General features: G+C 46.8%; 22 protein-coding genes. 15 read left to right on the top strand and 7 right to left on the bottom strand.

The features are described 5' to 3' along the window. The first annotated feature begins 61 nt into the window (after positions 1 to 61). Entirely contained in the window at positions 62 to 745 is a 684-nt protein-coding gene (locus tag EHQ17_RS10425) for a response regulator transcription factor (RefSeq protein ID WP_135590839.1), read from the top strand. A gap of 80 nt (positions 746 to 825) precedes the next feature. Here EHQ17_RS10425 and EHQ17_RS10420 read toward each other — a convergent pair whose 3' ends face one another. Next, positions 826 to 1296, bottom strand: coding sequence for a MarR family winged helix-turn-helix transcriptional regulator (locus EHQ17_RS10420; RefSeq protein ID WP_135590838.1), 471 nt, complete (start codon positions 1294 to 1296; stop codon positions 826 to 828). Positions 1297 to 1400: 104 nt separating this feature from the next. Between EHQ17_RS10420 and EHQ17_RS10415 the strand changes: the two genes are divergently transcribed. Genes EHQ17_RS10415 through EHQ17_RS10400 form a run of 4 tightly spaced genes read left to right on the top strand, consistent with a single transcriptional unit; the run spans position 1401 to position 3536 of the window. Continuing rightward, positions 1401 to 2255 (top strand): sterol desaturase family protein, encoded by an 855-nt coding sequence (locus EHQ17_RS10415; RefSeq protein ID WP_135590837.1) that lies wholly within the window; start codon positions 1401 to 1403, stop codon positions 2253 to 2255. 43 nt (positions 2256 to 2298) lie between these two features. Further along, on the top strand, positions 2299 to 2733 hold the full coding sequence (locus EHQ17_RS10410; protein ID WP_135590836.1) for a Spy/CpxP family protein refolding chaperone: 435 nt from the start codon (positions 2299 to 2301) through the stop codon (positions 2731 to 2733). Next, positions 2723 to 3277 carry an RNA polymerase sigma factor gene (locus EHQ17_RS10405; RefSeq protein WP_135590835.1) on the top strand — a complete coding sequence of 185 codons (555 nt, stop codon included), beginning with the start codon at positions 2723 to 2725 and terminating at the stop codon, positions 3275 to 3277. The genes EHQ17_RS10410 and EHQ17_RS10405 overlap by 11 nt, the downstream gene beginning before the upstream one ends. After that, positions 3267 to 3536, top strand: coding sequence for a hypothetical protein (locus EHQ17_RS10400; protein ID WP_135590834.1), 270 nt, complete (start codon positions 3267 to 3269; stop codon positions 3534 to 3536). The genes EHQ17_RS10405 and EHQ17_RS10400 overlap by 11 nt, the downstream gene beginning before the upstream one ends. A 66-nt stretch (positions 3537 to 3602) precedes the next feature. On the opposite strand, the gene EHQ17_RS10395 is transcribed toward EHQ17_RS10400, so the two are convergent. From EHQ17_RS10395 to EHQ17_RS10385, 3 genes are read right to left on the bottom strand one after another with little or no spacing between them, the layout of a single operon-like run. Then, on the bottom strand, positions 3603 to 4475 hold the full coding sequence (locus tag EHQ17_RS10395; RefSeq protein ID WP_135590845.1) for an efflux RND transporter periplasmic adaptor subunit: 873 nt from the start codon (positions 4473 to 4475) through the stop codon (positions 3603 to 3605). A gap of 2 nt (positions 4476 to 4477) precedes the next feature. Next, positions 4478 to 6817 carry an ABC transporter permease gene (locus EHQ17_RS10390; RefSeq protein ID WP_342776116.1) on the bottom strand — a complete coding sequence of 780 codons (2340 nt, stop codon included), beginning with the start codon at positions 6815 to 6817 and terminating at the stop codon, positions 4478 to 4480. Then, positions 6814 to 7542, bottom strand: a complete 729-nt coding sequence (locus EHQ17_RS10385) for an ABC transporter ATP-binding protein (RefSeq protein ID WP_135595199.1) — start codon at positions 7540 to 7542, stop codon at positions 6814 to 6816. The genes EHQ17_RS10390 and EHQ17_RS10385 overlap by 4 nt, the downstream gene beginning before the upstream one ends. Before the next feature lie 296 nt (positions 7543 to 7838). Between EHQ17_RS10385 and EHQ17_RS10380 the strand changes: the two genes are divergently transcribed. The 9 genes from EHQ17_RS10380 to EHQ17_RS10340 all read left to right on the top strand — a co-directional run bounded on the left by EHQ17_RS10380 (position 7839) and on the right by EHQ17_RS10340 (position 17938). Next, positions 7839 to 8192, top strand: coding sequence for a single-stranded DNA-binding protein (locus EHQ17_RS10380; protein WP_135595213.1), 354 nt, complete (start codon positions 7839 to 7841; stop codon positions 8190 to 8192). A gap of 410 nt (positions 8193 to 8602) precedes the next feature. After that, positions 8603 to 9166: a phosphoribosyl-AMP cyclohydrolase gene (locus EHQ17_RS10375; protein ID WP_135595201.1), complete on the top strand. Its 564-nt coding sequence runs from the start codon at positions 8603 to 8605 to the stop codon at positions 9164 to 9166. A gap of 58 nt (positions 9167 to 9224) precedes the next feature. Continuing rightward, positions 9225 to 10241 (top strand): endolytic transglycosylase MltG, encoded by a 1017-nt coding sequence (mltG, locus tag EHQ17_RS10370; protein WP_135595203.1) that lies wholly within the window; start codon positions 9225 to 9227, stop codon positions 10239 to 10241. Between the two features lie 360 nt (positions 10242 to 10601). Continuing rightward, a complete protein-coding gene (locus EHQ17_RS10365) occupies positions 10602 to 10859 on the top strand; it encodes a hypothetical protein (RefSeq protein WP_135595214.1) in 258 nt (85 codons plus the stop codon). Positions 10860 to 10961: 102 nt separating this feature from the next. Continuing rightward, positions 10962 to 12383 (top strand): glycosyltransferase family 2 protein, encoded by a 1422-nt coding sequence (locus EHQ17_RS10360; protein WP_210412877.1) that lies wholly within the window; start codon positions 10962 to 10964, stop codon positions 12381 to 12383. A gap of 63 nt (positions 12384 to 12446) precedes the next feature. Further along, on the top strand, positions 12447 to 13484 hold the full coding sequence (locus EHQ17_RS10355) for an NAD-dependent epimerase/dehydratase family protein (RefSeq protein ID WP_135595207.1): 1038 nt from the start codon (positions 12447 to 12449) through the stop codon (positions 13482 to 13484). Beyond that, positions 13481 to 14182 carry a glycosyltransferase gene (locus EHQ17_RS10350; protein WP_135595208.1) on the top strand — a complete coding sequence of 234 codons (702 nt, stop codon included), beginning with the start codon at positions 13481 to 13483 and terminating at the stop codon, positions 14180 to 14182. The genes EHQ17_RS10355 and EHQ17_RS10350 overlap by 4 nt, the downstream gene beginning before the upstream one ends. A gap of 4 nt (positions 14183 to 14186) precedes the next feature. Next, a complete protein-coding gene (locus EHQ17_RS10345; RefSeq protein ID WP_135595209.1) occupies positions 14187 to 15386 on the top strand; it encodes an AZOBR_p60025 family cell surface glycopolymer formation protein in 1200 nt (399 codons plus the stop codon). A gap of 875 nt (positions 15387 to 16261) precedes the next feature. After that, positions 16262 to 17938 (top strand): acyl-CoA dehydrogenase family protein, encoded by a 1677-nt coding sequence (locus EHQ17_RS10340; RefSeq protein WP_135595210.1) that lies wholly within the window; start codon positions 16262 to 16264, stop codon positions 17936 to 17938. A gap of 161 nt (positions 17939 to 18099) precedes the next feature. On the opposite strand, the gene EHQ17_RS10335 is transcribed toward EHQ17_RS10340, so the two are convergent. Further along, complete coding sequence (locus EHQ17_RS10335; RefSeq protein WP_135595211.1) at positions 18100 to 19278, bottom strand: adenylate/guanylate cyclase domain-containing protein; 1179 nt, start codon at positions 19276 to 19278, stop codon at positions 18100 to 18102. A 232-nt stretch (positions 19279 to 19510) separates the two neighbouring features. After that, on the bottom strand, positions 19511 to 19837 hold the full coding sequence (locus EHQ17_RS10330; RefSeq protein WP_425460701.1) for a 7(1) septoil knot domain-containing protein: 327 nt from the start codon (positions 19835 to 19837) through the stop codon (positions 19511 to 19513). 235 nt (positions 19838 to 20072) lie between these two features. On the opposite strand from EHQ17_RS10330, the gene EHQ17_RS10325 reads away from it, so the two are divergent. Beyond that, positions 20073 to 21632, top strand: a complete 1560-nt coding sequence (locus tag EHQ17_RS10325) for an SDR family NAD(P)-dependent oxidoreductase (RefSeq protein WP_135595212.1) — start codon at positions 20073 to 20075, stop codon at positions 21630 to 21632. 1024 nt (positions 21633 to 22656) lie between these two features. Here the strand turns inward: EHQ17_RS10325 and EHQ17_RS10320 are convergent. Continuing rightward, positions 22657 to 23005 (bottom strand): DUF1564 family protein (locus tag EHQ17_RS10320; protein ID WP_135736175.1); only part of this gene is annotated, 349 nt, incomplete at its 5' end.

Here is a 23005-nt window from a genome sequence, read left to right as displayed (position 1 = left end):
TGTCAAAAATCCGGAATCGGAAAAAGATCAACGCCATTTCCCGATCGGAGAAGAACGAATCATGAAAGTCGCACCGAATTATTCGATCTTACTGGCAGAAGACGACGAAAGCAGCGCGGAGCTTCTTATCCGTCATTTGGAACGTTACAATTTCGACGTGGATCACGTTGTGGACGGAATCGCGGCGGAAATCAAACTCCGAAAAATGCGTTACGATCTCATTGTCACCGACAACCGTATGCCGAAACAAAGCGGTCTCAATCTTTTGGAAAGGATTCCGGAAACCAACCGTACGACACCGATCATTTTTTTGACCGTCAGCAACGAAAAGGAAACGATCATCCAAGCGGCGCATAACAAACGTTTGGTGGCTTATCTTTTAAAGCCGATCGATACGCGGGTTTTGATCGAAAAAATCTGCCAGGGTTTGGGAATCAAAACCGAAAGCCTGGTGGATAAAAAGGATTTTCCGTTCGAAATCCTACCGTTTCAAAACACGGATACGGGGATCGGCGTTGGGATCGAACTAAAAGGTTGTCCTTACGGCAAAAGCATCGAAAAGCTCGTTCAGGAAATTTCTTTTTTCCTAAAGGAATTACCGTCCCTTAGAAGTATTCTTATCAAGGTGAACCCGGAATTTTTCTACTCTAAAAACGGCGGACAACTTTTGTCCTCTCTTCGGGATCGTCTTGCGATCAAATACGAAATCAAAAAAGAGGACGTAGTCGTTCAAACGGAAAGTTGAAACGCGCGCTGCGTCCTACGAGTTTCTACGTTCTCGCTTCGCGTTGTTTGAACGAAATTCCGCGCAGCGTATATACAGGTTTATTCGTTTTTATTTTTCTTCCGATGTTTCTGTTTTTGAATCAGATTTTCCCGCATTCTACCCAAGATTCGGAAAAGATCGGATCTATCTTTCGTAGTCGTACCCGAAAAAAGCCAGAGGTGAATCCTACGGGAAAGACGTAGGATTTCCTTTCTTGCGATCACTCCCGATTCGGTCAGATTTACCAGAGTTATCCGCCGGTCTTTTTCCGATTCGGTCCTAACGATGAGTTTTCGATTTTCGAGACTTTGTACGATCGGAGTTATCGAAGATTGGTTGCGTAGAATTTTCGCGGAAACGTCCCGCATACTCTGCTTCTTTTTCGACAAGGCGCACAATACCGCTCCCTGAGCCGGTAGAAGTTTGTAAATCAGGGATTTGTTATATTCAATTTCGATCTCATTGAGTATGGAATCGCGGAGTCCAGTAATCAAATAAAGTATCGACGAAGAATCTGAATCTGCCGGCATTTTTTACCCCCTAAAAAAGTTGACGTTTCGAACGAGTTTAGTCCGAGTGTGGAAGGAAGGCAAGATATTCCTTTGGCCCCAAAGTATTTAGAAAGGTGGCTAATATGGAAACCGATTTTATTTTTTTAGGGAATTTGACTTCCGCACAAAGAAGTCTTTTTTTGATCGGAGGTTTTGTTCTCGCTTGGTCTTTGGAACTCGTATTCGGACGTTCTAAAAACCCGAAAGACAAACTCGTCCACTCGGGAATCAATCTGATTTTTTGGCTGAGCACTCTCGTGATAAACCTCGTTTTCGCCGGATCGATCGTAACGATCGGATTTTTTTCGATGGAAAGGGGTTTCGGAATTCTACAGATTTTCGAATTACAAGGTTGGATTGCGGTTTTAGTTTCGATCCTGTTTTTGGATTTTTTCGCGGTTTATTTTACGCATTTTCTGGAGCACAAGATTCCCTTTTTATGGCGCTTTCATGTCGTCCATCATTCCGACGTTTCGGTTGACGTGAGTACGGCGCTTCGACATCATCCCGGCGAGGCGCTTTTGCGGGCGTTTACGACCGCCTTGGGCGCGGGGATTTTAGGCGCGCCGATCGAAATTCTGATTTTTTACCAAACCCTTTCCGGTTTGTTCGCGCAAATCACTCATATCGACGTACGTCTACCGGATCGTTTGGAAAGAATTCTTTCTCTGGTGTTGATCACACCCGGAGCTCATAAAATACATCATCATTTTAAGAGACCTTATACGGATCGAAACTACGGAAATATATTCTCTTTTTGGGATCGATTGTTCGGAACTTTTTCGATCACGGAACTTCCCCGGGTCGTTTACGGAATCGACGTTTTGAAAAACCCGTTCACTCGGGAAAGAAACATCGCCCGTCTCATGATATTACCGTTTTCTTATGAAAACGAACTAGAAAACGAAAGTTCTCGCTTCGAAAAAAATGGAACCTGATTTTCGCTTCACGGTCAGAGGATTAGAAAATCGGAGGAATTCAATGAAAGGATTTTTGAAAGTTTCGGGTCTGATTCTGATAGCGGCCGCCTTGTTTGCGGTAGGATGCAGACACTATTCGCCGGAAAAAAGGGCGGAATGGGTGGTCAAAAAGATCACGTCCGAACTGGATCTGAACGATTCGCAAAAGAAGGAACTTTACCGGATCAAGGACGAGGTTCTCGCGAAACGCAAGGACTTAAAACTGCACGGGCCTAGAATTCCGGCGGAAGTTCTCGCTGAGTTTCGTCAACCCGCGCTCGACGAAAAAAAGATAAACAAACAGTTCGAAACCGAGATGAATAAGATGACCGAAATGAGGACGTTTATGACCAAAAAGGCGATCGAGTTTCATACGATTCTTACTCCGGAACAAAGAAATAAATTGGTGGATCTGATCACAGAGTTTCAACAGAAACATCGTCATCATGATGACTGAAATCGAATTCACGGAAATCGTTCGTTCCACTCGGGACGTTGTCCTCTCTGCGATTGAAAAAAATCTCGCGGAGAGGTTTTCTTACGCGATCGACGACGTGGCTCAGGAAACTTATTTCCGCGCGTACAAGGCCCTTCAAAAGGATCAGTTTAGAAAGGAATCGAAACTGAGCACCTGGCTTTATGCGATCGCCAGAAACGAATCCCTTCGTATGAACGACAAGCTGAAGCGGGAAGAGGATCGCGCAGAACGTTTGGCCAAATCCAGAAAAGAGGAAGACTTTATCTCTGGACACTCCAACCTCGGCGGAAATTCGGGAAACGCCGAAACCGATTCCCAGGAAACGTTCGGTATTCTTCGATCCTTGTTGGTTCAAATTCCGGAAAAATACAGAAGAGTTCTCGAGTTTTACCTCGCCGGTTATTCCGAAAAACAGATCGCGGATACGATGGGTGTAAAACCCGGTACGGTTAAGTCGAGAACCGCGAGAGGCAAAGAAATGATGAAACGAGTCGGTAGACAGGAGAAATTTTATGAAAAGTAAAAATCCTTCTCCTATGAAGGGAGAAATTCTTAAAAGAAAACGGGACGAAGATTGGATCCGAGATATTTCGTCTAACGTGATCCGCAGAGATAAACGGGAAACTAGAAACAAACGGATCGTCGGAACTTCTCTGGTTCTCTTTTTGGGTTTGAGCGCTTACGTAGGTTTTTGGTTTCAGGATTCGTTGATCGATTTCAGGGATCCGGATCTTTTGAGCGCTGGAGTTTTCGAGGAATTGGAGGAGGCGCTCGACAAATGATCGTGCGTGCGTGCGGGTTATAGTATGGACTCGTCTTTACCAAACGTCGATTTTGCGTAAAAGCGCCTAACGCACTTTTACGCCTTCGCCGATTCCTTCCCCGGGATAAAGTATCACTTCTTCGTTTTCTTTCAGACCGTCCCGGATCAGCGCGTTTTCTCCGCTTCGATCCTCCAGTACAACTTTTGTTTTACGGGCTTTGTTTTTCACCACTCTGAACACATACCAATCTTCCCCGTCCCGAAACAAAGCCGCGGTCGGCGCGATGAGAGCGTTTTCGCGGATCATCGTAGTGATTTTACAACGTACACGAAAACCTTCTCCCATTTCGGCCGGGGGATCGAAATCGACGATGGCCCGGATTCTTTGTTCTTCCACTCCTAAAGAGGAGATTTTGGTGAACGCCGAGGGCTCCACGATTCTGACCTTTCCGTTTAAGGTTCCGCCGCCCCATCCTTCGATTTCCACCGGGTTTGCGACGTGGATTCGAACCGCTTCCTGGGTGAGAATTTCGGCGGAGATTTCCAGTTGTTCGGTGTCGCCGACTTCCAAAAGGGGAGTTCCCATTTCCACCGGGCCTTCGCTTTCACGAAGAATTTTGAGCACCTTACCGTTGCTAGGCGATACGACGGCTTTGTCGAAGTCCCATCGAACGACTGCGATCGTTTCCCCTTTTTTGACCTCGGCCCCCGCGTGTTTGTGAATCCGTTTTAGAATTCCGCTTACCGGAGAATACACGGTGAACTTTTCCTTTACACGGGTGATTCCCTCTTCTTCCACGATTTGTTTGTAGGTTCCTTTGGTTATTTTTCCGATTTCGGAAATCACCGGTTTGGGTCGGAATAAAAACCACAACAAAAGAAGCGCGGCCGCCGCGCCGAAACCGATCCTTATTTTTTTGTCCGATACGATTCGATCGAACATCTCCTTCAAGTTCATTCTCATTCCCTTACCTTTAAGATGGAAAGTAGATCCATGGTTTTTATTTTCGAATACAATACTACGTAACTCAATACGGAAGTTCCCAAAGTACAAAGAACGGCGATCGCATACGTTCTGTAAGAAATGATCAACGGAACCTTAAATCCTTCGGTTTCGACGGTCGTCATCAGAAAATACGCGAACGTATAACCCAACACACAACCCACCGGAAGCGAAGCTACGATTTCGAATCCCAATTCCCCCGCTAGAATCCGAAACACCTCTTCTTTAGTAAAACCTAATATACGCAGGCTTCCCAGTTCGAAAGCGCGTTCGGATAGGGAAATCATGGCGGTGTTATAAACGACCCCGATTGATATTACGGACGCGAATATGAAAAGAATCATGGTGGTCGCTAATACGCTTCGCTGCATTATATCGGTAAAAACCTTTAGATCGCCCGTCCTCGTGGAAATTCCGGATATTTTCGGAACAGTTTTTAAAGTGGAGAGGAATTCGGCTTCCAGTTTGGAATCGGTCCGTATCGCGACTAGGTTCACGCTTTCCGTCTCGTTTAACAGACGATTGGCGGCTCCTAATTCCATATACGCGCCCTGACCCAGAAGTTCCTCGACCAACCCTTCGACGCGGACGTCTATCTTTTTGCGATTCCCTTCCAGAAGTTCCAAACGGATCACCGCTCCGGTTTCGATTCCCAGTTTTTCCGCTACATTAGAATTTAAGAATATTCCAGAATACGGCGGCGATAATACGTTTCTTTTTTTCCCCACGAGTCTTCGTAATGCCGCGTACTCCGGTATTCCCTGGAGGACGAGTTCCTTGGTCTTATGACGAACCCGGATTCGAACGGGAATCATCCGATACCCTTCCGCCTCCAAAACTGCGGGATGATTTTTGAGTTCGTCCACCGAGGCGACGTTCACAGGTCCTAAAAAAGAGACCGTAACCGATTCCCGCTGCAAAAGATCGAACTGCATTTCGATCATTGCGGCGACCGCGTCCTGAGAAAACATCCCCAATACCATGATCATCACGGAGGTGGAAACTCCCAATATCGCGATGAGGGTTCGGGCCGGTCTTCTGGTTATGTTGCGGAAGATCATCCTCGTTTGAGAGGATAAGGTTCCGATCCAAATTTCGATCCTAGACTTTTGAAAACTCAAAGGGATCGGCGGACGCATCGCTTGGGCCGGATCTAGTTGCAAGATTTTGAATACGGAATACGAGGCTCCCAATATTCCGGAGAAAATTCCGATCAAAATTCCCTGTAGACCGAGGAGTAGGGAGAATCGGTATTTTAATTCCGGGAAACGGTAAAACTCCCCGTAGAGGTCCGTCATCGCGTCTCCCAACCAAACGCCGAGCGCGACTCCCAGAAGGGAACCTGTTCCGCCGATCAATGACATTAGTTTTATGTAATGAACTCCGATCGTTCGATCCGAATATCCGAGGGCTTTGAGTGTGGCGATCTGTTCCCTTTCTTTGGAGATGATTCTCGTGGAAACGATGTGAAGGAGAAACGCAGCAACTCCCAAAAAGATCATCGGAAGTAGATAGGCCATCGTTCTGAGTTGTTTGAACTCGTCGCGAAGAAAGGAATGCGAAGGAAGTTTATCCCGATCGTAGGATCCTAATCCTCCGTACGGTTCGAGGAGTTCGTCGATCTTTCCTAAGACGGAACGTCTGTCCGCGTTCGGGGCGAAGTTGAAGATCAAATCGTTGAAGACTCCGTTCATGCCGAAGGCGTCTTCCATTCCTCGGCGGTCCATCCAGAGGATTCCGAAATGTTTATCGTCCGGAAGCGGATTTCCGGAGCGGAAGATATAAACGTATTCCGGAGAAAGAGCGATTCCGCTTACGAGAAAGGTTCTTTTTTGGCCTTCTAAAATTCCAACTACGGTACTGCCCGCCGTCAATTTGTTGGAGAGGGCGAAGGCTTCGCTTAACAAAACCTCCGAATCTCCTTTGGGATATCTTCCGGAACGGAGATAGGGAAGATTGAGTTTGTCTGTGAGAGATACGAATCTTCCCGCGGTGGGTAGGGTTTCGCCGGGTATGTCCAAAACCGCCTCGTGTACGATCCGAGTCCGTAGGCTTCCGATTCCTGGAAGATTGGTCAACGATTCGGCCAAGGAGGAAGGAGCTTTTTTTAAAGATCCGAATCCTTGTGCGAACGAGGAACCGACGTAGAACTTCTCGCGGGCGGAATATAAGGAATCGTAAGCGCTTCTTGAGGCGATGAAAATTCCCACGCCGGCGGCCACTACGAAAGCGATCGTGATTCCCTGCGATTTTAGGGTTTTGATTTGTCGGAGAATTTTTCGATCGAGGGTTTTCACCAATTCAATTCCGAGGATTTCTTTTTTTTGGAATTTTTGCGATCGGAGACGATGGTTCCGTCCCGCATTTCCACCACTCGATCCGCGATTTCGGCGATGGCCGCGTTATGCGTGATTATAACGGTCGTTGTTCCTAATTCCGAATGGATTTTTTGTATCGCGTCCAATACGATTCTTCCGGTTTTTATGTCCAGGGCTCCGGTGGGTTCGTCGCAAAGAAGGACATCCGGACGTTTGGCGATCGCTCTCGCGATGGCGACACGTTGTTGTTCTCCTCCGGAAAGTTGTGCGGGAAAATGATCCTTCCGATCCAGAAGTCCGACGAGGCGGAGCGCTTCTTCGGGTTGCATCGGATTTTTTCCGAGTTCCGTAACTAAGGAGACGTTTTCCACCGCGGTCAAACTCGGAATTAGATTATAAAATTGGAATACGAATCCGACGTGGTCCCTCCGAAATACGGTCAGTCCCTCTTCGTTTTCGGAAAAAAGATTATGATCCCGAAATCGGACGCTCCCGTACGACGGCGTATCCAATCCTCCTAAAATGTTGAGTAGCGTGGATTTTCCCGATCCGGATGGACCGAGCAGGACGGTGAATTCCCCGGTTCGCAATTCTAAACTTACGGATTGAAGCGCTTGCACTTCCACTTCTCCCATCTTGTAAATTTTTCCGATTTCGTGGGCTTGGAAAACGATTTCCCCGGGTTCTGTTTTTTTACGGACCATTTTGCGAGACTAATCTTTCGGGTTCTTTCGATTTGGAAAACAAAATTAGCGGTTCTTGCGGTTGATTTGTGTCAAGGTCGGGGGAGTTTTGTGTGAGTTCCCGCAGAAGTTTGACGGAAGAACCGCCGTGGTCGGAGCGATTGGAGAGCGAGATTCGACGACCGACTCTTCCTCATCACAATTCGAATTCTTTTTTTTTCGAAAAAAAAATCCGATCCACGGTACGAATCGAATCGTTCGCGAACCTGAGAAAGCGAGGGGAACGAAACCTCCTTCCCCTACACAGGAGAAACAAGATGAAAAATCTATCCCATATCATTATGGACGGGAATTTGACTGCGGATCCCGATTTCAAAACCTTAAACAACGGAAAGTCCGTAGCAACCTTTACGCTTGCGGTCAATCACGATTACAAGTCCAGTGCGGAAAGTCCGGGCGAAGTTTCCTTTATCGAGGTCGAGGCCTGGGATAAAAATGCAGAGAACTGCAGCGAATATCTCAAGAAAGGAAAAAAAGTGACCATCATCGGAGAATTGAGACAGGATCGTTGGAAGGCACAAGACGGAGGGAATCGAAGTAAGATCAAAGTCGTCCTTCATTCGGTGCGTTTCGACGGATTGCCTTCCAGGAAAGAACGGGAAGCGGCATAAAACCATTTCGGGGGGAATGCAGATTCTCCCCGAACGAATTCGAAAGAGAAAAAACACGGAAGACAGATTCGAAAACCACAAAACCCCGTCTCGCTTTTAGAATCGAATCTTGTCGTAACTACTACCGAGTGGTTGATCGAGTACAATCCTGTGCTATGATTTCGTGTGAGTTCCCACACTTTTTTTCTTAGGAACAAGGAAACGGGATTTGCAGATTCTTCGTTTCATCCACGGTGTGAGTTCCCACACTTTCCCGGCGGTCCGGAGTATTCTTTTCGTCGCTTTGGTATGGACCGAATGCAAGGAGCGAAAATCTTGGTTTTAGGAGTTCCTACGTTTTTCGTTGTCCGTCCGATCGATCCATCGTCCGACCGAAAAAGCGGCAGGAGTTCCCACACCCCGGTACTCCGATGAATGTCCGCAAATTGACGATCCTACAACTACGTGATTCCGACCGAGCCATCTCCTCGCTCACACGCATCTTCGAAACCGAATTGACCCGATACAGAATCGCACTTCCCCGCGGATTCCGGGAAGAAGTGGATTGCGACGAAGATACGATATTGTTTCTTCACACCACCTTTGCACCGTTAGAGATGGCCGAAGTGCGGGAACTCCTGCCTCCTTCCGAAGACGGAATGATTCCCGTCGTCACAATCGACGAAAACGGTCAAATCCTCATGCAGGCATTCGGAAACTCGGAAAGCCAAAGACTTTCTTTGGAAACTGGATTTGCCCACTATTACAGTCGATCCCGCGATCAACTCTGGAAAAAAGGCGAAACCTCGGGTCATACTCAGAAAATTCTCCGCATCCTTGCTCCTTTCGACCGGAGGTTTCTGGTCTATCAAGTAGTGCAGGAAGTGGCTGCATGCCACGAAGGATATTACAGCTGTTTTTTTCGCGAAAGAATTCCCGGAGGAACCTGGAAACAACTTCCGATTCCGAGAAATTTTCTTCCAGAAAAGAACTGAAATCACATTCTGACCCTGAATTCCTTCCGGAACCTGCCGAAGGAAATTAGTAGGACTTATGAATTTTAAAAAGATTTTACTCTATTCCGGAATTCTTTTGGGAGGGCTGCTGTTGGCGGCCGTCACCGCGTTCTTTATCGTGGACGAACTGAAAGGAGGGGCCGTAGGATCGGGACAGACCAAATTGGATCTTCTTATCGAATCCGGAGACAACCCCGCGAAAATCGTGGAAACCCTGTCCAAACACGGAATGATCAAGTCTTCCAAATACTTTCTCTATTTGGTTCGATTTACGAGGAGCGCGGGAAAGATCAAACAGGGACTTTACGAGCTCAACGACGGAATGGATTCGAGAAAGATCCTTCAGGTGATCACGGAAGGAAAAGTAAAACTCGTCAATTTTACGATTCCGGAAGGATACAACAACCGTCAGATCGGCGATCTACTCGCTTCCAAAAAAATCATCTCCAAACGTCAGGATTTTTTACTCGCGGCAAGCGAACCAGAACTCCTACGGGAATTCAAAATTCCCGCGAATTCCGCCGAAGGTTATCTTTTTCCGGAAACCTATAGCGTTCCCATCAACTTCCCCGCGGATAAAATCGTACGGATGATGATCAAACGTTTTTACGTACGGATCGCCAAAATCGAAAAGGCGAAAAATCTATCTCCGACAGAACTTCATAAATTCGTAATATTGGCTTCGGTCGTGGAACGGGAAGCGAAACGGAACGAGGAACGTCCTCTGATGGCCGGAGTATTCAACAACCGCTTAAAACGCGATATGCCATTGGAATCCTGCGCGACGATTCAATATCTTTTTGACAAGCCCCACAGTAGGATCTACGAAAAGGATCTGAAGATCGTGTCTCCGTATAACACTTATTTGAACAAGGGATTTCCGCCCGGGCCCATTTCCAATCCTGGATTCCCCGCGCTCGAGGCGGCGTTTTATCCCAAGGAAACCGATTATCTATTTTTCCTACTGAAAGGGGACGGATATCACTACTTCGCAAAAAGTCTTAAGGAACATTTGGAAGCGAAGAAAAAATACATCGACGTTCTTTACGAATGACCGAAACGGATCGGGCCGCGCCCCGCGAAACCGACCCGCAAAAAAAAACGATACGCCGAAGTTCGCGGGTCGGGCTCTCAACTCCGGTCAAGTTATTGTGTTCAATAACTTGACCCCGTTTCGATCCCTCGCGGTCGAAAAACGGAATTCGAATCGAAGACGGAAATCCTTCCGCGTATAACAATCGTAGGCCGCTCGCAGATAGCCGATCTGCTTCGCCCCGAAAAAAACAATCGTGGCGTGTAAGGGAAAAATTGTTCTGTACAGAAAATCGATTTCCCGGTCGAATCTAAAAAAGAAACGCAGAACATCCTCAAAGACGGATCCGGATCTCCCGAATCCGATCGAATGGAAATCGATATGACGACTCGCGATCTGGAAATCAAAACGGTAACTCAGGAACTGATCGAGGTTCAAAAAGCGTTGAACGTCTTTCGGGAAAAACAGAAAAACAGGGAGTCTCTCGACGAGGCGGCGGTGGAATTCGTAACCAAGGCGGATCTCGTCATTCAAAGAGCCGAAAGAAACGAAATCCATCTGACGGAAGACCAAAAACGAAAGATCAAAAACAATCTTCTGCGAATTCGTGCGTCCCTGGTCCGTAACCAGGCTTCTTAAAACTTCGACAGAACGGATTCCACACGATCCTTCTCGAAATCGTTTTTGACACCCGAGGCCCGTAAAAATAGCGTATCTCCAGTGGAAAAAATCGAAATAGGGGTGATCGCTGCTGCCGGAAAGGGAACCAGGGCCTATCCGAGAACCACCTTTATCCCCAAACCTCTTTTCGAATTTCAGGGAAAAACCATTCTGGAGCGGAACGTGGAACTCATGCGGAATACGTTCCGCGTAAAAAAAATCTACGTGTTGGTCGGTCACCTGAAAGAGATGGTGATCTCCGAAATCGAAAGGATTCAAAAAAATCATCCGAACCTAGAAATCATTCCCTCTCCTTGGACCACGAAAGGACTTGCGAGCGACATCGCCAGCCTCTCCTCCAAGATCGTTTCCCCGTTTATCACGATTCTCGGAGACGAGTTTTACTTTCATCCGGATCATAAGAAGTTCGTCGATACGTTCAAAAAACATCCCAAGTTGATCGCTTCGATCGGAGTCCAAAAAACCTCTCTCCTTTCCAGAATCCGCAAAAATTATTCCGTGGAATTAAAGGGGGATCGTATCCTCGAACTGGTGGAAAAACCTTCCGATCCTCCCAACGATCTTCTCGGATTGGGAAGTTATCTTTTTACCCCCGCGTATTTCGAATATTTCAAAACGACCCCGCCTTCCCCGAAAAGCGGAGTGATCGAAATCACCGACGTCATCGATCGTATGGCTAAAGAAAGCGGACAAGTCTTTGCGACGGAATTGAACGTAGAATACTTTAACATCAATTCGATGCAGGACTATCATCACGCGGTTTACGAGATACGGAACGAGGAGTTCGCGAAATTCAAAACGACTCTGATCGTTCCCACGAAAAACAACGAACGTTCCATCGCGGACGTGATCGTGGATTTTAAGGGGAAAGTGGACGAAATCCTCGTAGTGGACGCGGGTTCGACGGATAAAACATTAGAAATCGCTAAAAAAGAAAAAGCGAAAGTGATTCATTGCGACGTTCTTCAGCCGGACGTTTTCGGAATCCAGGTGGATCTGGGAATCAAGTCCGCCTCCGGGGATATCGCCGTAGTAGTGACTCCGGACGGATCGTACAGGTCCAAGGACTATCCCAAACTTCTGGAATATCTCAAGGATTCGGACATGGTTATCGGCACGAGGACCACGAGGCAGATGATCGAACAAGGCTCGAATCTTCTGCCCGGAGTTCGCGTGATCAATCTGATCCTTGGAAAACTGATCGAGGTTTTCTGGTGGGGAATGGAGCCGAGATTCACGGACGCGATGTGTTCGTATTTCGCCATCTGGAAGGATTCCTACGCGAAGATACGGCCCGGTCTGGAGATGAAGGATAAACGGATCATTCCCGAATTGATGATGGAAACCGTACGTTCGTATATGCGCTGCATAGAAATTCCGATTTCGTATTATCGTCCGATCGAATCTGTTAAAAAAGACATCGCCCGCGAGTTCTTTTCGGTGATCGGACTTATGTTTAAAAAGAAATGGTCCGGGAATTGAAATTCGTTCCGGAAATCGATTTAGAATATTGTAATTATTGAATATACAAAAGGGAAATAATACATGGCAAAGAAAGTTTTAGTGACCGGAGGGTGCGGATTTTTGGGTTCCCACGTTTGCGAAACGTTCCGCAAACAGGGTTGGGACGTTGTCAGCTACGATAGTATGACCAAATACGAATTGAAACGGACCGGATACGGAACCGAGGCGACCCGCGAATACAATTGGAATTTTCTGCAGGGACTCGGCGTAACTATGGTTAAGGGAGATATCCGGAATCTGGAGCATCTTTTGGACCGAACCGTCGGATGTGATTTTATCGTTCATACCGCCGCACAACCCGCGATGACGATTTCCTGGGAGGATCCGGAACTCGATTTTACCACAAACGTATTAGGAACTTTTAATGTTCTTGAGGCCGCGCGTAAACGGAATATCCCCGTGGTGAACACCAGCTCGATCCACGTCTATGGAAATTCGATCAACGATACTTTGAAAGAGGGCGCCACCTCCTACGAAAGGACTCCGGTCGCTATCGGAGAAGAACAACCGGTTATGGTAGGGGAAATTTCGCCGCTTCACGCTTCCAAGATGAGCGCGGAACATTACGTTCGCACATACGTGGATATGTATAAGGTGAAGGCGGCTTCTTTTCGTTTCACCGGAATTTACGGCGAACGTCAGTTCGGAGGAGAGGATCACGGTTGGGTGGCCAACTTCGCGATTCGATCCGTATTCGGTATGCCTCTGCGGATTTTCGGCACCGGAAAACAGGCGCGGGATATTCTTTACGCCGCGGACGGTGCGGAAAGTTATCTTCGTTGGTTCGAAAATCCGACGCCCGGAGTTTTCAATATCGGAGGCGGGCCCGATCATAAAATTTCTCTATTAGAATGTATTCATATGATCGGAGATATCCTCGGTAAAAAACAGGAGATCGTCTTCGACGCGGAGAGACCGGGAGATATGCGTTATTTTATCTGCGATATCACCAAGGCTAAGAAGTTCGGGTTCGATCCCAAATTCAAACCGAAAGAAGGCGTAGAACGTCTGATTCGTTGGATTGAAGCGGATAAGTCCGTTTTCGAAATCAAAAAATGAGGAACCTCGTCGTAATTCCCGCCTACAACGAGGAGGATACGATTCGGGAGGTCGTAGAACGCGCTCTGAAATATTCGGACGTTCTCGTGGTGGACGACGCTTCCAAGGATAAAACGCCGGAGATTTTGAAGGCGTTGATCAAAAAACATCCTAAGAAGTTGTTTACGATCCGTCACGAAAAGAACACGCATATTCCCGGCGGTCTTCAGGACGGAATGAAATTCGCCCTGGAAAAAAAATACGATTCCGTGGTTACGATGGACGCGGGACTTTCGCACGATCCCGATAAACTCCCGGAATTCATCCATACCGAAGCCGACTTGGTGATCGGAAGTCGAGTGACTTCGGACGGGGTTCCACTTTACAGAAAGTTAATATCGTTTTCGGCGGCGAAAGTGATGAACTATTGTATTTCTCCAGGGCTCTTCGACGTTTTCGGTTATGGATTGAAGGATTGTACTTCGGGTTATCGAAAATACTCCAAACGGGCCTTTACCTGGATCGCTCAGTCCGAACTCGAATCGATCGCGTTCGACTTCCACATGGAAGCCTTATCGATCGTCGCAAAAAACCGGGGAACGATCAGGGAAATCGGAATTCATTACGTTTTTTCCAATTCATCCTTTAATAAAAGGGTTTTGAAGCAGGCGATCGCCTTTGCCCTCAAACTTCTCCGTAAAAAACTCCTCGGGGCTTAAGAATATGCAAAAATTTGAATCTTTCTTGCGCAGGTTCGATTCTCCCGTAAAAGGTTTCTTCGTTCTCGCGGTGCTTTACGGTTTTGTCACGTTGTCGCTCTGGTCCAGGTATCAGTGGAATCCTTCTTCCATGGTCAATTTCGGAGAAGAGTTTATCAAAAAAAACGAAACCGAATCTCCGAGCGGGGTGATCGCCTTTAAGGGAAAAGAAGGGGATCTCGGAGCAGGTTACGACGGTCAGATTTTTTATTACTATTCCAGATCGATCTCCAACTTCAGTTTTCAATGGCCGGAAGGTTTTGACGCGACGTATCGCGCCCCACGGATCGGTTATCCGTTGTTGATATCGTTTTGGGGAATTTTCGGTAAATGGGGGAACATCGCCGGGATGTATATCCTGAGTTTATCCCTCCTTTATCTTTCCTATCTCGCATTACGCGTTCTGTTAAACGACAAGTCTCATTGGGCGCTTTTGTATCTTATCTCGCCGTTCACTTTGGCGAGTTATTCCGTTCTGGTAAGCGATACGATCATGGTTTCCCTGATCGTTCTCGCGATTTATTTTTACCAAAAAAAAAGTTATATTCCGTTTTATCTTCTTTCCGGTTTGGCCTTGGTTACGAAAGAACCGGCGTTGTTCTACCTTTTCGCTTTGGGGCTTGCGGCTTTGTCAAAAAAGGACTTCAAAAGGTCGTTGATCGTAGGTTCCACATTGCTCGTTCCGATTCTTTGGCAGATTTATCTCAAATATACTTTGCCGAATTGGACGCCGACGAGACTTGCGGTTTTTATGATTCCTTTCGAAGGAATTTACAAATATCTAATGGAGTTAGGCGAGAGTTTTGTCGGCGGAGGCGGGATAAAACATATCGTTCGATCCTTTTCCAAGTTTCCCCTGGTGCTGCAGTTTGCGACCATGTTTCTGATTCCGTTTACCGGTTCTTGGAAGAAAGGAACCTTTTACAAGGTCGGTTTTTTTCTGGTGATCCTGATGATCGCGATCGCCAATCATTATCATTTCTGGTCCGAGTATATCAATACGATCCGTCTTTTTACGTTTGCGGTTCCTTTATACCTTTTTATCAAGGCCGAAGACGAAGAGATCATCGATCGACCGTTTTTATATCTGTTTGCGCTCAATCTGATTCTGATTTTGGCGAGGCTTACGGTCTTGTATAAGGTTCAGGATTACGTCGTGCGATAAAGAGGGAATTGCCGTTTTTTTGAAAGTCGCAATTTTTTGACTAAGATGAAATAGGGTCGTTTTCCTCCGTTAAAATCGGCGAGGATGATTTGACATCGAATTCGATCCTCTATTTTTTTAATTTAGAATTTTTCTTTTATCCTCGTTCGGATTGATTCAAAAAAATTGTAGGCGCTGACTATGCTCCAATCGCTCCCACAAGGCTCCTATTCTACTGCGTTCAAAGTTGACGTTGGAAAGAGCTTTGTCCATGGCGTTTATCGATATATTGATAGAATCGAGTCGAGTTCTTTCACGTTCACCTTACTTTTAAAACCTTAATTGTAGTGAATGAAAATGGAGTTTTTAAAGCGCGCTTTTTTACAGAAGAGACGCACGAAACGTATATAATAAAAAGAAAAAATAATACGATCGAGCGAACCAAAACACGAACAATAGTATTCGAATTTTTCATACGTTTTTGTTGATGTGATATGTTTGAATCACCAAGCCGATTTCGAAGGACTTCCCGAGATAATCCATAATTTTCCTTTTAATCGTTTACGCTTCGTTAATCCCCCGCAAGCGATTGATGCGTAGTCAAGAAATTGACATTTCGGTCGATCCTCCATTTCTGAGAATTTCAATTTCTTGACTGGAGCGGAAAGCGCGGTTCCGAATCGGCTTTGCCGAGACGGAATGCGGCCCGTATCTTTGCTCCGTTTGACTTGTTTCCCTCTTTCTAATTCCGACATATCGACATAATATTCGAACGTTCTGCATTGGATCGTATCGGATCATCCCTGAGAATGACGCTCAAAAAGCAAATGACAGGGTGAGAAGTCGTGATTTTGTAGGTTTAAGTTTCGAATTTTTTACTTCAGGATTAAAAACCCATGAGCGCAACCAAGACCGCCGTTGATCAAACAACCGCGAAAAAAGCACTTTCCGTTTCTGCGGGAGTGATCGAAGAAGTTACAAAAGCCCTTGCTAAACGCTGCAGCGTAAACGGAAAAGTTTCCGTGGATAAGATGGATGAAAACCAACTCGTTCAGTATCAAATCGCTTGGCTTACGTCCGAACAAAAAATCGCTGAGAAATTTATCGAATACGCTTGGGATACCTCCCGGGGAACCGGCGATCTAGAACAGGAAATGGCGGTCGTGTTTGCGGCCGAAACCGTCAACCACGTTCGGTCCGAAATCAGTTCCCGTCCTTCCGAATACGGAATCGGCGCTTCGGATCTCGTCGCCAAGATTTACAACGAAGAAATCAACCAATTCTTAGAAAACGCGATGGCGATTCAAAACTACAACGAGATCGCCGATAAGATCGTAGCAAAAGGTCACTTCGGCGCTTACGGTCTGGACGACGATCACGAGATGTTCCGCGAGACTTTCAAAAAGTTCGCGGAAGACGTGGTGATGCCTCACGCGGAACACGTTCATAGACACGACGATATCATTCCCGAAGACATCATCGGCGGACTCAAGGACATGGGATGTTTCGGTCTTTGTATTCCCGAGTCTTACGGAGGAATTCAGCCGAACGACAAACCGGACAATCTTTCCATGCTCGTGGTTACCGAAGAACTTTCCAGAGGCGGTTTGGGAATCGCGGGTTCTTTGATCACAAGACCGGAAATCATGTCGAAGGCGCTTCTGAAAGGCGGAACACAAGAGCAGAAGGACAAGTGGCTTCCTCTTCTCGCTTCCGGAGAAAAAATGGCGGGGATTATGGTGACAGAACCGAACTACGGTTCCGATGTTGCCGGCGTTTCCGTTACCGCAAAACCTGTGAACGGCGGTTGGGTGATCAACGGAGTTAAAACCTGGTGTACATTTGCGGGTTACGCGAACCTCCTTTTGATTCTTTGCAGAACGGAGTCCGATCCTTCTTTAAAACACAAAGGACTTTCCATTCTTCTCGCTGAGAAACCTTCCTTTACCGGTCACGAGTTTACGTACACACAACCCGAAGGCGGAAAGATCGAAGGAAAAGCGATCGGAACGATCGGTTATCGCGGTATGCACTCTTTCGAAGTTTCCTTCGACAACTACTTCGTTCCCGCAGAGAACCTGTTAGGCGGAGAAGAAGGTAGAGGAAAAGGTTTTTACTTCCAGATGGAAGGGTTTGCGGGAGGAAGAATCCAAACCGCGGCGCGGGCTCACGGTGTGATGCAGGCTGCTCTCGAAGCGGCTCTTCGTTACGCGCAAGAAAGAGCTGTGTTCCAAAAACCGATCTACGAATACAACTTAACCAAGTATAAGATCGCGAGAATGGCGGTCATCCTGCAGGCGTCCCGTCAGTTTGCGAATCACGTCGCCAATCTTTTGGACGAACACAAAGGACAGATGGAAGCGACCTTGATTAAGTTCTACGCTTCTAAAGTCGCCGAATGGGTTACCCGCGAAGCGATGCAGATCCATGGAGGTATGGGCTACGCGGAAGAATACGCGGTTTCCCGCTATTTCGTGGACGCTCGCGTATTCTCCATCTTTGAAGGAGCGGAGGAAGTAATGGCTCTCAGAGTAATTGCGAAATCCCTTATGGATCAATATTCGGCGGGCTGATCGACAGCGGCTTTGACGGAAGTTTTTCGAACGCGATTCGTTTTGAATTTTAGAATATTTTAATTTTTTAATGTTCTAAATTGGTTCGGAAAAGTGTTGTGGGAAAAGGGGCGGATCCGAACGGATCCGCCCCTTTTCTATTCGATTCGATTTGAACGATTTTACTTTTGTCCCAAAGGGGTATAAATATCCCGTTTTCCAGTGATTCCTTTTAATTGACGCGCGCCTAAAAATTCGAAGTTTTCCTTTCCCGCAATCTCCGCGAATTCTTCCGTCGTTAATATATTTTTTCCAAAGTCCTTGCATAAGGATTCCACCCGGAACGCCTGATTGACCGCATTTCCGATTACCGTAAAATCCAGACGATCCTTGGCCCCTACGTTTCCGTAGACTACGTCGCCTACGTTTAAGGCGATTCCCATGCGAACGGTCGATTCGGGATGTTCCTCGTTCCAATTACGGATCGAAGAGTCGATCTTTTGCGCTGCCTTTAACGCGGACTCACAGGCGGGTTTCGGATCGTTTTCCGCCGGAAAAATGGCGAGGATCGCGTCGCCGATGAATTTCAGAATTTCTCCTTTTTCCTCCTGAATCGGCTGCGCGGTGATTTCAAAATAGTGATCCAATATCTCGACGATCTTTTTCGGGGAATTGTTTTCGCTTAAGGAAGAGAAGTCGCGTAGGTCGGCGCATAGGATTGCGGCGTAAATCGTTTCTCCGGTTCCCCGTCTGAATTCTCCGGATAACACGCGTTTGGAGGCGTTCGGCCCGAGATAGACTTCCAGGAGTTCGTTGACGGCGAATTTTCTGGATTCCAAATCCAACCGAAGGGACAAGGGGCCGAGTAGGGAGCGCAACGATTCGATCTGTTCTTCGGTAAATCCTCCGGGTGCGTTCGTAGTCCACGATACCACGCTGCGCGTATTCGGCGCAAAGAAGGAAGGAAAGATACAATAATCCGTTGCTCCCTTTTCCTTTAGATCGATGCAGATGGGATAGGATAGATCTGCGTCCGGTCCTTCTAATTTACAACGGATGAAATCCTTTTTACCTTCGCGTATTAGATAGATCGGACTGTCTATGTATTGTTGATCGTTTAAGGCTCCGTGAGGTATAAAAAGAACCTGAGTTTCTTCGCCTAACGTCCATATGATGGAACGCACCATTACTTCCGGATGCATGGTCGGAACGCTCGTAAAAAATCTCCATACGGGTATTCCGGCTTCTATAATTTTTTGATTTAAATTTTCTATGAGTTCTTTGGCTTCCAACTCTCTAGACGCCGGACTGTACAGCCAATTTAGAATTTCGTTCGTCCAAATCTCTTTTTGTAGTTTCATGCGGAATATAGACCGATATTCTTATTTTCTGGTTCGAAAATCACTCGGACATAAAATAAAATGCGATTTCAATCTCAAGCAGAATTTTCGACGAATATCGGGGAAAAGAAGCTCGAAAGGTAGGCGGTTCGAATCGACGATCCGTTTATCCGGTTTGTTATCTTAGTTTAGAATTCCGATTTACAAAAAATGATTTCTTGTAAATCGAATTTCATTTTTCCAAAAGATCCGCTTAGTTTTCTCCGGGAAAACTCGTCACGTATTGGATCTTTATATCCGGAAAACTGGTTACGAACTGGACCTTCGTGTCCGGAAAGGAATTTACGATTTCCCATTTACCGCAAGAGTCGGGGAAGGAAGTCACCTTTTGAACTTTTAGGTCGGGAAAGGACGTTACCTCCTGTACTTTCACGTCCGGAAAACTCGTTACAATCTGAATTTTTCCGTATAACTTTTTGCCGTTGAACGTACAGCCGGATTGAACGTTGCCAGCGTATACCGTTCCGATCGTTATCATCAGGCAGATTGAAAAAATCATTAACAACATTTTTTTCGTCATTCGATTCTCCTTTTGTCCGGAATCGTACCCGGAAATTTATTTTTGGAAACTAATTTTCAACGAACGTCGGAAAAACGGCAATGAACGACCTATTATCGGGATTTTTCGTATCATCGGATGTCGGTTTCTCCTGGAAATAGAGTTGCTCAATCGCCTCTTTTTTTCGCTATGGTTGGAAGGAAAGAAGAACGCTCGAATGTCGTGCGTCATTTTCTTTTGCAAACGGTGACGGCTCATGAACGATTCCGGACAGGACGACAGAAAAAATTCCAGCATTGACGAGATTCAAGAATGTATCCGTTTTTTGGAAACCTTGGCCGAAAAACCAGAGCTGCTGACGGGCATTCCCGAAAAAGAACGAATCGCTTTGATGATCGTCGCAGGGAAAATTTCCCGTCCTGACCGGAACGAAATTCGTATTCGAAATAAAACGATCAAACATTCCCGCAGAAAAGAAATCGTAACTTCCGAAAAAAAAGCGCGTGCCTTGACGGGCATTCGTGTCGCTCGAACCGAAACCGTTTTTACGGCCCCGCTTCAGATCGCCGATCAAACGGATATTTGGAGAAGCGAGAACGCACCGGAGCTGAATTCGCCGCGCAACTGCTACGTCTGTAAAAAGGAATATACTCGTTTGCATTTCTTCTACGATTCCATGTGCAAGGAATGCGGAGATCTGAATTATAAGAAACGGTTTCAGACGGCATCGCTACACGGAAAAGTAGCCATCATCACGGGAGCGAGATTGAAGATCGGTTATCAGGCGACTCTGATGTTGTTGCGTGCGGGCGCTACTGTGATCGCGACGACGCGTTTTCCCGTGGATGCGGCTTTGCGTTTTTCTAAGGAAGCGGATTATCGTGAATGGTCGGATCGTCTTCAAATTTTCGGTCTCGATTTGAGACATACTCCGAGCGTGGAGATTTTCGCGGGATATATCGAACAGAACCTAGATAGGTTGGATATACTGATCAACAACGCGGCGCAAACCGTCCGTCGTCCGCCGGGTTTTTACTCCCATTTGATACAAAATGAACTATTAGAATATCATGATTTACCAATGGAGGCGGCTTCTTTATTGAAGTTGTATTCCGATTGCAAAGCCAGGTTGAATACTTTCGGAGGGGAAAATCTTGCCGATGAAAAGGCTCTTCCCGTCGGTTGGAACGGAAAAATTCCCGGAGTAGGAATCCGTTCTTCGGCGCTTCTCTCCCAAATTCCGTATTCACACGACAATTCCTTCGAATTGGAAACCGTTTTTCCCGAGGGTCAATTGGACGCCGATCTTCAACAGGTCGATTTGAGAAAAACGAACAGTTGGAGACTAAGATTAGGAGAGGTGCCTACTTCGGAGATGTTGGAGGTGCAGCTAGTCAATTCCGTAGCGCCGTTCGTTTTGTGCAATCGTCTAGTTGGCGTTATGCGAAGAGATAATACGGGTCAGAAACATATCGTAAACGTCTCTGCGATGGAAGGAAAGTTTCATCGTTTTAAAAAGGAAGACAGGCATCCGCATACGAATATGGCCAAGGCCGCCTTGAACATGTTGACTCACACTTCTGCGAGCGATTTCGCCAAGGACGGAATTTTTATGAATGCGGTCGATACCGGTTGGGTTACCGACGAGGATCCCGCGGAGTTATCCAAAAAGAAACAGGACGTTCATGATTTTCAACCGCCTTTGGATATCGTGGACGGCGCGGCTCGAGTTTGTGATCCTTTTTTTGACGGAATTCTTACGGGTAAACATTGGTGCGGAAAGTTTTTGAAAGATTATTTTCCTATCGATTGGTAAACGAAGTAGTAATTCAGTTTTCGGTATTTCGATTCGCGTTCGGATGAAAGTTAGATTTGCTCTTTGGATTCATGCGGGGGAGATTTTTTGTATGGAAGCGCTGACAAGTGTGACCTATATCTTAGGATGTTGCAGTTCAGAAGCTGAGAAGAGTTACAGCCAGAGCGAGTCCGGTTGAGGTTGAATGTGGCAGTGGGTTTTGCCGGTTGGTTTTGGCTGTGTTAGTCGGTCGTTGGATTGATTCGTTATACGTTTTTGTTTGTTTGTTTCGTTTCGTGCGCTCATGGGGCGAGTCGGGTATCTCCTAGTTTGTGAATGAATTCGTTTGACCGCCGGTTTGTCTTACCAGCCTGAGAGGGTTTGTGTCCGTTGGTTGGCGAGTTGGCAGGTTGCAGGTTGATCCGTACGTAAGTTGCTTGCTGACTGGTTGGATGGGTGGCTTGTTTGTTTGTTCGTTTGTTTGTTCGTTTGCTTGCTTGCTGCTTGTGTCGGGGAGTGTTTGTACGTGGTAGAGTGGGCCTGCTTGGTGATTCGTCTTGTTTGTGAGTGTGAGTGAGGCGGGGGCTCGTGTGGGTGTAGGTCGAAGTTTGTAGGTGAGTTTGTTTGTTCCTCCTTCCGTTTTGTTTGTTCGCTCATCCTTCCGTTTGTCCATCTGCTTGTTTGTTTTTTCTCACATGTGAGAATGTCGATGCAGGTCCTCCCTTCGGCTTTCGCGGAGCGCGTAGAAAGGCTGAAGGCAGAGCAGTGGGACAATGGGGAGTGGAGCGGTCCCCGAGGCTGTAGTCAATCGCTCCGTTTTTTGAATTGAGAACGGCATGTTGTGTTGTGCGTGGTCGGCGCGAAGTTGTGCGCGGTCAGCGCGGACTTGCAGAGATGTTGTGTGAGATGTGTATACGTGTATATGCGCTGCATTGCGCGGCGCATACGAAGAGCCGCTGGGTGATCTGGGTGCGGTGCGTTTGCGTGCGAGGCGCTCTTGAGTCCACCTGGGCAAGCTGGGCCGGGTATTGATCGGAAGCCGGTTTTAGTTTGTAGGTTCGTCCGAATCCGATTCATCCGGCTCTTTGTGCCATTCTCGGTATTCAAAGGCGTAAAAGGAGGACTCGGGGAAACATTGTAGTCGCCGGGTGACTCTGTTGAAGGTGAGATCGAGGTGGAGGATATAGTTGTAGTGCTTGTGAAATGTGGGAACTCCCGCGTTCATCGTGTCTTCGATAGAATCTCCAACCCCGACCTCTTCCAAATACAACAGATAATTAAACAAATAACAACGAGAAACCCCGTGCGCCTGCGCCAAAGCCCCAAGCAACGTCCAACTTCCCGTTCCTAACCGAACATTGATTCGTCTCATTGTTTTCTTTTCCGCAGATCGC

Origin of the sequence: Leptospira gomenensis (assembly GCF_004770155.1) — a bacterium.
GTDB lineage: Bacteria > Spirochaetota > Leptospiria > Leptospirales > Leptospiraceae > Leptospira > Leptospira gomenensis.
The sequence above is the reverse complement of the archived record's forward strand: the minus strand, read 5'-3'. Positions and strand labels throughout refer to the sequence as shown.